Source organism: Leifsonia sp. P73, assembly GCF_051059105.1.
GTDB lineage: Bacteria > Actinomycetota > Actinomycetes > Actinomycetales > Microbacteriaceae > Leifsonia.
Map to the genome: position 1 here is coordinate 3,856,316 of NZ_CP194931.1, position 11,580 is coordinate 3,867,895.

The window sequence follows — 11,580 nt, forward strand, 5'->3', positions numbered from 1 at the left end:
GGGGCCGACCATGACCACCGCGCCCCCGGCCGTCCGGCGGTCGTGGCTGCTGCCGACCCTGGCGGGGTACCGCAGGGAATGGCTGGGCCGCGACATCCTGGCCGGGGTGTCCGCGGGCGCGGTGGTGGTCCCGCAGGCGATGGCGTACGCGACCATCGCGAACCTGCCGGTGGAGGCCGGTCTCTACACGGCGACGGTGCCGATGGCGGTGTACGCGTTCCTGGGCGGCTCGCGCGCGATGAGCGTCTCCACGACCTCCACGATCGCGACGCTCACCGCCACAACGTTCGTGTCGGCGGGGGTCGTCGCGAACTCGCATGCGATCCCGCGCGACCTGGTGACGCTGACCCTGCTCGTCGGCGTGGCCCTCCTGCTGGCGCGGCTGCTGCGGCTCGGCACGCTGGTCGAGATCATCAACAAGCCGACGCTGCTCGGCATCCAGATCGGCGTCGGCGCGACGGTCGCGGTCGGTCAGCTCCCGAAGCTGCTGGGGGAGACGGACGCCCCGACCGGCGGCGGCTTCGTCCACAGCGTGAACGCGGTCGTCGCGGCGATCCCGCACGCCAACCCCGTGACGACGATCCTGTCGCTGGTGTCGGTCGCCGCGCTGTTCCTGTTCAAGCGCTTCCTGCCGCGGGTGCCCGGCCCGCTGCTCGTGGTGGCGGCGGGGATCCTGCTGGTGGCGTTCGGCGGGCTCCGTGCCGCTGGGGTGGAGCTGATCACCCCGGTGGCGCGCGCGTTCCCGCTGCCGGCGCTGCCGAGCCTCGACCATGTCTTCCAGCTGATCCCCGGCGCGTTGGCGATCGCGGTCATGGCTTTCCTGGAGTCGGCGGCCGTCGCGCGCGGCATCCGCGAACTGGACGACCCGCGGATCGACAGCAACCGCGAGCTGCTCGCGACCGCGATGGCGAACCTGATCGGCGGCTGGTTCCAGACGTTGCCGGCGGCGGGCGGCTTCTCGCAGAGCGCGGTGAACAAAGCGGCGGGAGCGCGCTCGCAGCTGGCGGCGCTGGTCACGGTCGTGCTGGCGCTGCTGATCGGGCTGTTCCTCGGGCCGGTGATCAGCCTCCTGCCGCAGGCGACGCTCGCCGCGCTGGTGTTCGTCGCGGTGTTCGGGCTGATCGACGTGAAGGACCTGGTGCTGCTCTGGCGGATCAGCAGGCGAGATTTCGCCATCGCCATGGCGACCGCGGTCATCGGCCTGACCGCCGGGCTGCTCGCCGCGGTGGGAGTCGGGGTGCTGTTCACCCTCGTGCTGGTGCTGGCGGCGCTCAACAAGCCGCGCGTCCGGGTGGAGGAGGCGGCCGGCGGCCGCCTGGGCGTCAGCCTCCTCGGGCCGCTCTACACCGCCAACGTCCTCGCGACCGAGCAGGCCATCCTGGACGCAGCGGATGCCGCCCGCGCGGCCGGCGAGGTCGCCGAGCTCACGCTGGACTGCTCACCGCTCCAGGACATCTCCATCACCGTCATCCTCGCCCTGCAGAACCTCGACCAGGAGCTCGAAGGGCGCGGCATCCGGCTCCGCGTGCGCGGCATCCCCTCCGCCGCGCACGCGGTCGCGGCGCGGACGAAGTGGTTCCAGAAGCTGGAGGCGGAGGGACGGGTCGTGGACTAGTCCGTCACGCTCCGGCCCACTCCAGCACCCGCAGCGCGCGGAGCGTGTTCCACCGGCTGGGCTCGCCCACCGCCTCCATGTCCAGGAGGGCGCGGCCGGAGTGCTCGTGGTCGAGCAGCCAGCGGCCGTCGGGCTGCCGGCGCGAGGAGACGACCGCCACGGCCTCGGCGACCCGCTCGTCCGGCGGGACGCCCGCCGCCCGCAGGTGGTCGAGGCCGCGCAGCAGGTCGAACGCCCAGTAGTACGGGAACGAGAACCGGAGCCAGCTCTCGCGAATGAGCGAGCCGTCGCTCAGGCGGCGCATCAGGCCGCGCGCCAGCAGGTACTCGTGGCCGCGGGCGATGGCCGCCTCCACGTCGGTCGGGCCGCCCCCGTCACGATAGGCGGTCAGGCCCTCGAGTGCGCAGATCGTGCTGTGGAACGATCCGGGGTCCTGGCGGGTCTCCGCGTAGCAGTTCCAGCCGCCGTCGTCCTGCTGCTCGTTCAGGAGCCGCTCCACGATCAGCTCGCTGGGATGCCCGAACCGCGCCCCGGCGACGAGCACCCGGCCGTTGATGCACGGCTCCACCTCGCCGTCGAAGAAGGCGTGGTTCCACCACTCCTCGCCCCAGTCGACCTGACGCGCGACCCGGTCGACCGCGACCCGGGTGCGCTCGCCGTCCGCCGGCGCGCCGAGCACCGCCAGCATGAGCATCGCGTCGTCCACGCCCACCCGGTCGCGCTGCGTCCAGACGCCCTCGCCCCAGGTGCCGTCCTCGCGCTGCAGGTCGAGCAGGCGTGCGCCCCAGCCCTCGGTCTCCACGTTCGCGCGCTCCGCGGCGACCGCGGCGTCCGACTCGTGCAGGAGGTCGCGGCGCACCTGCCAGCGGATCGCAGGGTCGCCGTCGAGAAGCCAGCCGATGACATCCACGGCGCACAGGCTACCCGGTGCCGCGGGCGGCCGTCACGTCCGCGCCGCTCAGTTGCTGTTGCATGCCGCCGGCTGGACCGCCGGCGGGAGGACGTTCTGCGCGCACACCGCGGTGCGGTCGCGGACCTGCCAGGCGCCGTCCACCCACTGGAACACCGCGGTCGTCTGCGCCTCGGGATGGTTCACGCCGGCCGTCGCCCAGCCAGCGCTGCACGCCAGGTCGGTGCCGATGGTGCCGGTGAGCCCCGCGGCGTCGAGGGCGCGCTGGAGGGCCGCGGCGCTGCAGTCGGCGCCGGCCGAGCCCCCGGAGCCGCCGGCGGGCGCGGTCGCGGTCGGGGCGGGTGTCGCGGACGGAGCCGGTGAAGAGCCCGGCGACCCCGCGACCACGTCCCCGTACGCCAGCGCCCCCAGCGGCCCGTCGATGCGCCCGGCGGTCGTCCAGGTCGTCCCGTCGGCGCTCGCGGACACCGTCGTCGTGTTGAGGGAGTGCGCCTGGTTCTGCATCCCCGAGTCCTCGCTGCCGAGCAGCCAGCGACCGCCGCCGAACGCGAGGCCGTGCGGGAGCCGCCCCGTGAGCGCGGCCGGGGTGGACGTCGACCAGGTCTGCGCGTCCGTGCCCGCGTCGATCACGGTGTCCTCGGTCGCGGGCAGCCCGGTGGCCTGGTCCGCGGGGTAGGTCGTCGCCGCGGCGATCCGCCAGCCGCCCGACCCGTACGCGACCGAGCCGGTCGTCTGACCGGAAAGCGGGGCTCCACTCACCGCCCACGCGCTGCCGTCCGCGCTCTGGAACACGGTGACCGGCGAGTTCTGCACGTACACGGCCGCGGTCGTCGCGAGCCAGTGGCCTCCGCCGTACGCCACCGACCAGAAGCCGTCGGCGCCGGGAGTCTGCACCGTCGCCGCCGGAGTCCAGCTCGCGCCGTCGTCGCTGGCGTGCACCACCGCGCGGCCGCTCGGCGCGGAGAGGCCGAGGGTGTCGCTGTAGCCGTCGGCCGGGTCGCCGACCGCCAGCCAGCGTCCGGCGCCGAAGCCTACGCCGCGGAGCCGCTCGGCGACCGTCGCGGCGGTCGACCAGGAGGCCAGGTCCGCCGAGGTCAGGATCTCGGAGTGCACGCTGGCCTGGTCGTCGGACAGGGCGACGGCGACCCAGCGGCCGTCGCCCCAGGCCAGGTCGTCGATCAGCTCGTGGGGAACGGTGGCGACCTGCGCCCACGAAGCACCGTCGCGACTCGTCCACACCACCGACTGGTCCACCAGCCCGATTCCGGCCGACGAGCTCCAGGTCACCGCCGCCCAGACCGCCCCGGCCGATCCGACCGGCTGGTCGTAGACCCGACCGGTCTCCAGATCGACCAGGGGAGCGAGCCGCCGGGGCGCCCCGAGTGGATGAGGATCACCGAGCGGCCGGTATACCCCGGCCACGCCGTCCCGACCGTGGCCGCCGACGGCACCGAGAGCGGCTGCGGCTCGGTCAGCGGGTTGCCGCAGTTGCATTTGACCCGCGGTGTGCCGGTCGCGTCGACGAGCACGGCGGTGCCCGCCTGGAGGATCGCGGGGAACGAGGTCGCCGCTCCCGAGCGGTAGCCGTGGTTCTGCACGAGCGTATCGCTGCCCAGGATCACCGGCGTCAGGCCGGAGACGTAGGCCGCGATCTTCGTGGGCGCGATGCCGAGCACACGCGCCCACGCCGCCGCCTTCGCGTGGGCGCCGGCGAGGAACGCCACCAGGCGCTGCGGGTCGCAGACCTGTGCGTCCCCGCTCCCGCCGTAGAGTCCCGGGGTGGTCCCTCCCGCGACCGGCGTGTCCGTCCCCGCATCCTTCGGGAGGGAGGCCCGGAGCTGGGCGGTCTTCTTCGCGACGATGTCGCTCGGGGCGGGAGCCGCGTCCCGCTGGGTGCTCTGGGTGAACGGGTTCGGCCCCGGCTCTCCGGCCGCGACGAGCCGGATGGGACCGGAGGCCGCCGAGCGTCCGATGGCGATGCCGCCCAGCACGGCGGCGGCGATCACCGCCGCGGCGACGACGATCCCGCCGGCCAGCCACCAGCGGCGTCGGTTGTGGGGGCCCGGGGATCCGCCCGGCTCAGCGGGCTGCGTCCCAGGGCCGGAGCCCGCGGACATGAAACTGAGCATAACTCATTAACCTGAGAGGGCTCAAATGTCGAGACGGGACGGAGCGCCGCCCGCTCAGGCGAAGGACTGCGTGCCCAGCACGCCCAGCAGCGCCAGCTTCTCCGCGGCCTCCGTGCGCGGCGCGGCCGTCAGCACGAGGAGGCACTGCGACTGGTCCTCGGTGAACAGGGCCTGGCAGTCCAGCTCGATCGCGCCGAGCTCCGGGTGGAGGAGGGTCTTGTGGTCCTCGAACCGGCGGGCGACCTCGTGCCGCTCCCACAGCTCCGCGAACTCCGGGCTCCGCTCCTGCAGCGCGCGCACCAGCTCGCCTGCGCGCGACTGCGGCCCCAGGGCGCCGTACGCGTCGCGAAGGGAGGCCACCTGGGCGCGGCTCTGCCGGTCGCGGTCGGCCTCCGGGTACATCGCCCGCTCGGTCGCCGGGTCGGTGAACCAGCGGTAGTACTCGCTGCGCTCCAGTCCCGTGTAGTGGGAGCGGTCGCCGAGCAGCGCGACGGCGAGCCGGTTCTGCACGAGGGTCTCGCCGAGGTTCGACAGCACGAGCGCCGGGGTGTCCTCCAGCCGGTCGAGCACGCGCTGGAGCGCGGGAGGCACGTGCGCTCCGCCGAGGCGGTCGGGCGGGTTGTGGCCGGCGACGCGGTACAGGTAGTCCCGCTCGTCGGCGGACAGCCGGAGGGCGCGGGCGAGGGAGGCGAGCATCTGGTCGCTCGGCTGCGGGCCGCGGCGCTGCTCCAGCCGCGTGTAGTAGTCGTTCGACATCGCGGCGAGCATCGCGACCTCCTCGCGGCGGAGGCCGGGAGCGCGGCGGCGGGGGCCGGAGGGCAGGCCGACGTCCTCGGGGCGCAGGGCCTCGCGGCGGCGGCGGAGGAAGTCGGCGAGGGCGGTGCGGTCCATCCCACCATCATCCGGCCTCGGGCGCGGCCGAGCCAGGGATCGCGGATCCCCCGATGAGGGCTCCGCTCCCGCCCGCGGAGGAACGCCCGCAGAGTGGAGGGCATGGACATCACAGGGAACACCGTCTTCATCCCCGGCGCCACCAGCGGCATCGGGCTCGCCCTCGCCGTCGCCCTCCACGAGCGCGGCAACACCGTCATCGTCGGCGGCCGCCGCACCGAACTGCTCGAACGGATCGCCGCCGAGCACCCCGGCATCGACACGGTCCGCATCGACACCGCCGACGCCCGGAGCATCCGGGAGGCCGCCGACACCGTGCTCGCCGCCCACCCCGACCTGAACGTGCTGGTCACGATGGCCGGCATCATGCGTGCAGAGGACTGGCACCGCCCCGAGGCCTTCCTCGCCTCGGCCGAGTCGATCGTCACCACGAACGTGCTCGGGCCGATCCGGCTGATCGCCGCGTTCGTGGAGCACCTGCAGACGCGTCCGGACGCCACGATCGTGACGGTCTCCTCGGGCCTCGCGTTCACGCCGCTGAAGGTCACGCCGAGCTACAACGCCAGCAAGGCGGCCATCCACATGCTCAGCGAGAGCATCCGCCTGCAGCTCGCCGACAGCACGGTGAGCGTCGTGGAGCTGGTGCCGCCCGCGGTGCGCACGGCGCTGATGCCCGGGCAGGAGGAGAGCGACTTCGCGATGCCGCTGGACGAGTTCGTGGCGGAGGTCATGGAGCTGATCGAGACGCAGCCCGCCGCGACCGAGCTGCAGGTGGAGCGGGTGAAGTTCCTCCGCTACGGCGAGGCCCGCGGCGACTACGACCGCGTCGTGGAGGTGCTGAACGGCTCCGACCCGCACGCGCGCGAGTCGGCCGCCTAGGGAGGCGCTACGCCGGTGGGCGCGCCGCCGGGCCTGCCCGACGGCCGCCCGCTGACGTAGGGTGAGCGCGTGGCGGACTGGTTCACCTTCGCGGTGGTGAGCGGAGGGGCCGGGGCCGCTCCTCGGCCTCCTGTTCGTGGCGGTCTCGATCCGCATCGAGGCCATCGCGTCGTCGGCCGAGCTGCGCAACCGGGCCGCTCAGACCCTCGGACTCTTCCTGGTGCCGGTGCTCGTCGGGCTGGCGCTCGCGCTGCCGGGGCAGGGGATGGTCGCGGCCGGGATCGAGCTCGTGGTCGTCGCCGTGGTGGTGGCTGCGGCGCTGGAGGTGCTGGACCGCCGGGCCGGTCGCTCCCGCCGGGGCGAGCGGCTCTCGCGCGTGCTGGATGTCGCCCCGCCGCGCACCGTCACGTGCGTCATCCTCGTCGTCGGCGCCGCCCTCACCATCGCCGGACTCCCGGTCGGCCTCTACCTCGTCGCGCTCGCGGTGGCGGTCGCCGTGGTCGGCGGCACGGTCAGCGCGTGGCTGTTCCTGACACGCGTCGCGCGCTGACGGTCACGCCGCGTAGTCCGGAGTCAGCCCCAGCCAGGCTGCGAGGGCGGCGATCTCGGCGCACACTTCGTCCCGGACCTCCGGTGCGAACGGCTCGTCCTCGTGGACGGCCGCGACCCGCAGGACTCCCGCCTTGCGGTCGGCCGTCGCGTCGAGCTTGCCGACCAGCCGGTCGCCGTGCAGGATCGGCAGCGCGAAGTAGCCCCAGCGGCGCTTGGCTGCGGGCTTGTACATCTCCAGCAGGTAGTCGAAGCCGAACACCTCCTTCGTCCGGACACGGTCGTGCACGAGCCGGTCGAACGGCGACAGCAGCGCGGTGCGGCCGGCGAAGGGGAGGCCGACCGCGGCGGGGTCCACCCGCCACTCCAGCGAGCTGCCGTCCACCCGGGCCGGCTCGCCCGCCTCGCCGACCAGGGCGCGGCGGGCGATGCCGAGGAGCGCAGCCTCCGCTCGTCGCGCAGCGGACCGGCCTCGGCCTCCGGCACCACCACGATGTCCGCGGGGTAGACGCGTTCGCCCAGGTCCCAGGTTCGCTGGCGCCCGATGCGGCCCGCGACCGCAACCTCCCCGCGCCCCTGCAGCAGTTCGAGCAGCCGCGTGACGTTCTGGTTGTGCGTCCAGCCGGTGGACACCCACGGCACGGCGGCGGTGTCCGGGATGTCCTTGGAGAGCGTCGGGCCGTTGTCGCGCAGCCGGGCGAGCACGTCGCGGCGGAAGGACTCGTTGGCCTTCAGCCAGGCGTGAGCCCCGCTCATGCGTTCCGGCCAGCGCGACATCCGGTCGAGGTGCAGGCCGAGGTCGGACACCGGCCGGACCATCGCGAACGGCGGGGTGACGGGATCGTCCATCGCCTTCACCTCGTAGAGCAGCCGGTCGGTCTCCAGCGCCGCGACGAGGGTCTCGGGCCGGTAGGCCGCCCCGAGGCGCGTGTACGCGATGAGGTCCGCGCTCGGCGCTATGGCGGCCGTGGGGTCGAGCTGGAGGAAGGTCAGGCTCTCGGCGAGCGGCACGAGCCCGGCGGGCCGGTCGGCGTCCAGGCGCTGCGCGCGCACGGCGATCCGGCGCGCTTCGTCGCGGTCCAGGGTGACGACCATGGCCCCTACGCTAGCGGCGGCCGCCGACGCCGGGCGCCGTGCCTCACGACTCGACGCGCGACTTCCGCCGCCGGAGCGCGATCGCACGCACCAGCACCGGCCCGACCGAGATGACGACGATCCCGATGAGGACGATGTCCAGGTACTTCGACACGAAGTCCGCGACGCCCGGGATGTGGCCGAGTCCGAACCCGATGAGGGTGACGGCGGCGGCCCAGACCGCGGCGCCGATCACGTTGAACAGGCTGAACACGCCGTGCCGCATCCGGCCGACGCCCGCCGCGACCGGCGCGAAGGTGCGCACCACCGGGACGAAGCGCGCGACCACGACCGCGCCGCTGCCGTACTTGTCGAAGAAGGCCTGAGTGCGGGTCACGCTCGCCCGGCTGAACACGCCGGACTCGCGCCGGTCGAACACCGCGGGTCCCGATTTCCGGCCGATCAGGTAGCCGACCTCCCCGCCGAGGATCGCGGCGATGGCGACGGCCACGATCACCAGCCAGAGCGGCTGCGGGATGTGTCCGGTGAGCGTCAGCACGCCCGCGAAGAACAGCAGGGTGTCGCCGGGCAGGAAGAAGCCCAGCAGGAGGCCGGTCTCGGCGAAGACGATCGCGCAGATGCCGACCAGCGCCCAGGGTCCTGCGGCCTGGATGAGGCCCTGTGGGTCGAGGAGGCCGGTATGGACGAGGGCGCCGGCGGCGGCCAGTGCGTGGGGGGTCATGGGGTCCTTTCGTACAGCGAGATCAGCTCGCGATGCGTCGCGATCCGCGTGGTGGTCTCGTGGAAGCCGAGAGTGGTGAGGTCGGCGACGCCGTAGTCGTCGACGGAGCCGCGGGAGGAGGCGTACTCGATCAGCCAGACCCGGTCGACCCTGTCGAACCGGCCGCGGGCGGCGGCCTGGCGCACAGTGTAGGCGCTGTCGTGCCACGACGTCGTCTTGGCGGCCGGGAGGTCGATGGCGACGTCCGTCGTGTCCTCGAAGCCCGCCGGGTAGGTGTGCTCGGCGAGGCGCGGGCGCTTGGACGGCTTGGCCGACTCGTCGAACACGACCGCGTCGCCGGGGCGGGCATGCGCTCCGATCGCGGCCGAGACCTCCGCCCAGTCGCTCTGGTTCTTCGCGTAGGGCGTGCGCTCCGCCACATAGACCGGGACGCACAGCGCGAGCACGAGCACGCCGGCGACCGCGCCCGCCCAGCGCCGCCACCGGAGGAGGTCGTCCACACCGCACGCGATCAGCAGCGCAGCGGCCGGCGCGCAGAACGACACGTACCGGGCGGTGAAGTCGGGCACGAACGACTGCACGGCGATCAGGATGGCGGGCGGCAGCAGCAGCCAGAGCAGGGCGACGCCGACGAGCGTCGGGAGGCGCGACTCCCCGCGGGCGAAGAACCGCTCTCCGCGGGCGCGCGCGGCACGCATCCACTGCCGGATCGCGACCGCCGCGGCCACGACGATGAGCGCCCAGGCCGCGATCGCGAGCGGCCAGGAGTCGCCGAACCACAGTCCGCTGAACAGGGTCTCCGCCGAGAGCTGCGGCACTGCGCCGAGGTAGGAGATCTGGTGGTGCTGGCCGATCGCGAAGACCAGCAGCGGAGCGACGGCCGACACCGCGGCGCCGACCGCGATCAGCAGGCCGCGGACGGTGCGTCGCGGCGGGCGGCACACGGCGACGATCACGCCGTGGACCACCACGAACAGGATCGTGTAGAGGAAGACGTACGTCCCGGCCGCGAGCAGCACGCCGTAGCCGACGAACCACGCCGCCCGCGGACGCCGGCGGTCGAGCGCGGCGACCAGCAGCACGGTCAGCCACGCGGCGACCGCCGCCGAGAACGCGAACGACCGCGCCTCCTCGCCCATGTAGGTGACGCGGGGGAGGATCGCGCAGACCAGGCCGGCGATGACCGCCGTGCGGGCGTCCCGCAGCCGCGCCGCCAGCAGCACGACGGCCGCGGTGGCGAGCCCGACCACGATCGCACTCGGGAGCCGGACCGCGAACGGGGAGAACCCGACCAGGTCGCCCCAGAAGTGCAGGCCCAGATAGTACGTGCCGTGCACGGCGTCGACGTTGCCGAGCATCCGGAACAGCGACGGCAGCGTGCGCTGCGCGGACATGATGCTGGTGGCTTCGTCGCCCCAGAGCGACGGGATGCCGGAGCCGATGGCCGCGAGCGCGGTCGCGAGCACGCCGAACAGCGCGGCGAGCACCGCGGGGCGGGTGAGCGTGGCGGCACTCCTGGTCGGGGCCGGCCGCAGCATCGTGACAGACAGGTCGGCACCGTCCTTCCGAATCAGCGTCCGTTCCCAGTCAATCCCCGTCGTCCCCAGAAAAGTCCAAGACGGCGGTGAACGCCGGAAGGATAGCCGGTGAAGAGCCGGTCAGGCGAGCGTTGCGAGGATGCGCTCCGCAAGCAGGTCGCCGATCAGCGGGCCCATGGTGAGGCCCCCGGCGCCGAAGCCGGTGCTGACGTAGAGGCCGGGCCGGTCGTCCACCGGGCCCGCGGTCGGGAGGTCGCCTTCCGGGGCGGGGCGCAGCCCGACCCACGTCTCGACCACCGTCGCGTCGGCCAGGCCGGGCGCGATCGCGAGCGCATCGTCCAGCACCTGCCGGACGCCCGCCGCCGTCACCCGGGCGTCGAACCCGGAGCCGGCCTCCCGGGTGGCGCCCGCGACGATCCGCCCGGCGTCGAACGCCACCAGGTAGTGCGGGGCGACCGGGTGCACGGACGGCCACGCGCGGGTGTCGGCGTCGACGCGCAGGTGCACGAGCTGGCCGCGCTGCGGCTCCACGGGCACGCGGACACCGAGCGGGAGGAGCACGCGGTCGGTCCAGGCGCCCGCGGCGACCACGACGGCGTCGGCGGGGACGGTCTCCCCGTCGACGGTCACGACCCGGTCGGCGTCGAGCGCTGCGGTGGCGTCCAGGTGCGTCGCGCCGAGGGCGGTCGCGGCGGCGAGCAGGCCGGTGCGCAGCGCGCGCCCGTCCACCCGGGCGCCTCCCGCGATGTGGAGGGCGTGGAGGTCGTCGGCCAGCGGAGGGAACAGTTCGCGCGCCTCCGCCGCGCCCACCCTGCGCACCTCGCCGGCGGTGCGGGAGGCGGCAGCGCGTCCGCGGACCCTGGCCTCCACCTCGTCGATGACGGCCGCCTCCCGGTTGACGACGAGCGCGCCCGAGCGCCGGTAGCCGATGTCGTGGACGCCCGCCTCGGCCAGCCGGTCGATCAGCTCCGGATAGAAGTCGGCCCCGGCCGCGTAGAGCTCGTAGAAGTCGCCGCCCGCGCTGGTGCTCCACGGCTGCACGATGCCCGCGCCCGCGTCGGTCGCGCGTCCGGGGAGGCCGGCGTCCAGGATCGTGACCGCGGCGCCGAGCCGGGCGAGCGCGAAGGCGGTGGCCGCACCCGCGACGCCGTCGCCGATCACCACGACGGCCGGACCGGGACTGTTCGAGACGCCGTGCTTCCCCATGCGGGCGACGGTACCACCGCGCCGAATTCGTCCCCGCATCCCGGAAT

The 11,580-nt window shown here is 74.1% G+C and carries 10 protein-coding genes and 1 pseudogene; 3 read left to right on the plus strand and 8 right to left on the minus strand.

Features of this window, described 5'->3' with window-relative positions; all coding sequences use genetic code 11:
• The first annotated feature begins 10 nt into the window (after nt 1-10).
• A complete protein-coding gene (locus tag ACQ86L_RS19820; protein WP_434316914.1) occupies nt 11-1,615 on the plus strand; it encodes a SulP family inorganic anion transporter in 1,605 nt (534 codons plus the stop codon).
• A 4-nt stretch (nt 1,616-1,619) separates the two neighbouring features.
• Here ACQ86L_RS19820 and ACQ86L_RS19825 read toward each other — a convergent pair whose 3' ends face one another.
• The 4 genes from ACQ86L_RS19825 to ACQ86L_RS19840 form a co-directional block, all read right to left on the minus strand.
• Nucleotides 1,620-2,525 (minus strand): hypothetical protein, encoded by a 906-nt coding sequence (locus ACQ86L_RS19825; RefSeq protein ID WP_434316915.1) that lies wholly within the window; start codon nt 2,523-2,525, stop codon nt 1,620-1,622.
• A gap of 48 nt (nt 2,526-2,573) precedes the next feature.
• Entirely contained in the window at nt 2,574-3,812 is a 1,239-nt protein-coding gene (locus tag ACQ86L_RS19830) for a hypothetical protein (RefSeq protein ID WP_434316916.1), read from the minus strand.
• Nucleotides 3,809-4,642, minus strand: coding sequence for a DUF6777 domain-containing protein (locus ACQ86L_RS19835; protein ID WP_434316917.1), 834 nt, complete (start codon nt 4,640-4,642; stop codon nt 3,809-3,811). The genes ACQ86L_RS19830 and ACQ86L_RS19835 overlap by 4 nt, the downstream gene beginning before the upstream one ends.
• 66 nt (nt 4,643-4,708) lie before the next feature.
• The gene (locus ACQ86L_RS19840) at nt 4,709-5,545 is read right to left on the minus strand and encodes a helix-turn-helix transcriptional regulator (protein WP_434316918.1); all 837 of its coding nucleotides are present in this window, start codon (nt 5,543-5,545) and stop codon (nt 4,709-4,711) included.
• Between the two features lie 102 nt (nt 5,546-5,647).
• On the opposite strand from ACQ86L_RS19840, the gene ACQ86L_RS19845 reads away from it, so the two are divergent.
• Nucleotides 5,648-6,424, plus strand: a complete 777-nt coding sequence (locus ACQ86L_RS19845; RefSeq protein ID WP_434316919.1) for an SDR family oxidoreductase — start codon at nt 5,648-5,650, stop codon at nt 6,422-6,424.
• A 136-nt stretch (nt 6,425-6,560) separates the two neighbouring features.
• Entirely contained in the window at nt 6,561-6,974 is a 414-nt protein-coding gene (locus tag ACQ86L_RS19850) for a hypothetical protein (RefSeq protein WP_434316920.1), read from the plus strand.
• Between the two features lie 3 nt (nt 6,975-6,977).
• Here ACQ86L_RS19850 and ACQ86L_RS19855 read toward each other — a convergent pair.
• From ACQ86L_RS19855 to ACQ86L_RS19870, 4 genes and pseudogenes are all read right to left on the minus strand, one after another.
• Nucleotides 6,978-7,769 (minus strand): annotated as a pseudogene (locus ACQ86L_RS19855) (DNA glycosylase AlkZ-like family protein); the annotation flags it as partial.
• Nucleotides 7,770-8,111: 342 nt separating this feature from the next.
• Nucleotides 8,112-8,789 carry a DedA family protein gene (locus ACQ86L_RS19860; protein WP_434316921.1) on the minus strand — a complete coding sequence of 226 codons (678 nt, stop codon included), beginning with the start codon at nt 8,787-8,789 and terminating at the stop codon, nt 8,112-8,114.
• A complete protein-coding gene (locus ACQ86L_RS19865) occupies nt 8,786-10,327 on the minus strand; it encodes a glycosyltransferase family 39 protein (protein ID WP_434316922.1) in 1,542 nt (513 codons plus the stop codon). Before ACQ86L_RS19865 ends, ACQ86L_RS19860 begins: the two co-directional genes overlap by 4 nt.
• 120 nt (nt 10,328-10,447) lie before the next feature.
• Complete coding sequence (locus ACQ86L_RS19870) at nt 10,448-11,533, minus strand: NAD(P)/FAD-dependent oxidoreductase (RefSeq protein ID WP_434316923.1); 1,086 nt, start codon at nt 11,531-11,533, stop codon at nt 10,448-10,450.
• Nucleotides 11,534-11,580 lie beyond the last annotated feature (47 nt).

What these genes read in the sequence shown, in the direction of transcription:
- ACQ86L_RS19820 (WP_434316914.1), top strand. Translation starts at nt 11, where the DNA reads ATGACCACCGCGCCCCCGGCCGTCCGGCGGTCGTGGCTGCTGCCGACC.
- ACQ86L_RS19835 (WP_434316917.1), bottom strand. Translation starts at nt 4,642, where the DNA reads ATGTCCGCGGGCTCCGGCCCTGGGACGCAGCCCGCTGAGCCGGGCGGA.
- ACQ86L_RS19840 (WP_434316918.1), bottom strand. Translation starts at nt 5,545, where the DNA reads ATGGACCGCACCGCCCTCGCCGACTTCCTCCGCCGCCGCCGCGAGGCC.
- ACQ86L_RS19845 (WP_434316919.1), top strand. Translation starts at nt 5,648, where the DNA reads ATGGACATCACAGGGAACACCGTCTTCATCCCCGGCGCCACCAGCGGC.
- ACQ86L_RS19860 (WP_434316921.1), bottom strand. Translation starts at nt 8,789, where the DNA reads ATGACCCCCCACGCACTGGCCGCCGCCGGCGCCCTCGTCCATACCGGC.
- ACQ86L_RS19865 (WP_434316922.1), bottom strand. Translation starts at nt 10,327, where the DNA reads ATGCTGCGGCCGGCCCCGACCAGGAGTGCCGCCACGCTCACCCGCCCC.
- ACQ86L_RS19870 (WP_434316923.1), bottom strand. Translation starts at nt 11,533, where the DNA reads ATGGGGAAGCACGGCGTCTCGAACAGTCCCGGTCCGGCCGTCGTGGTG.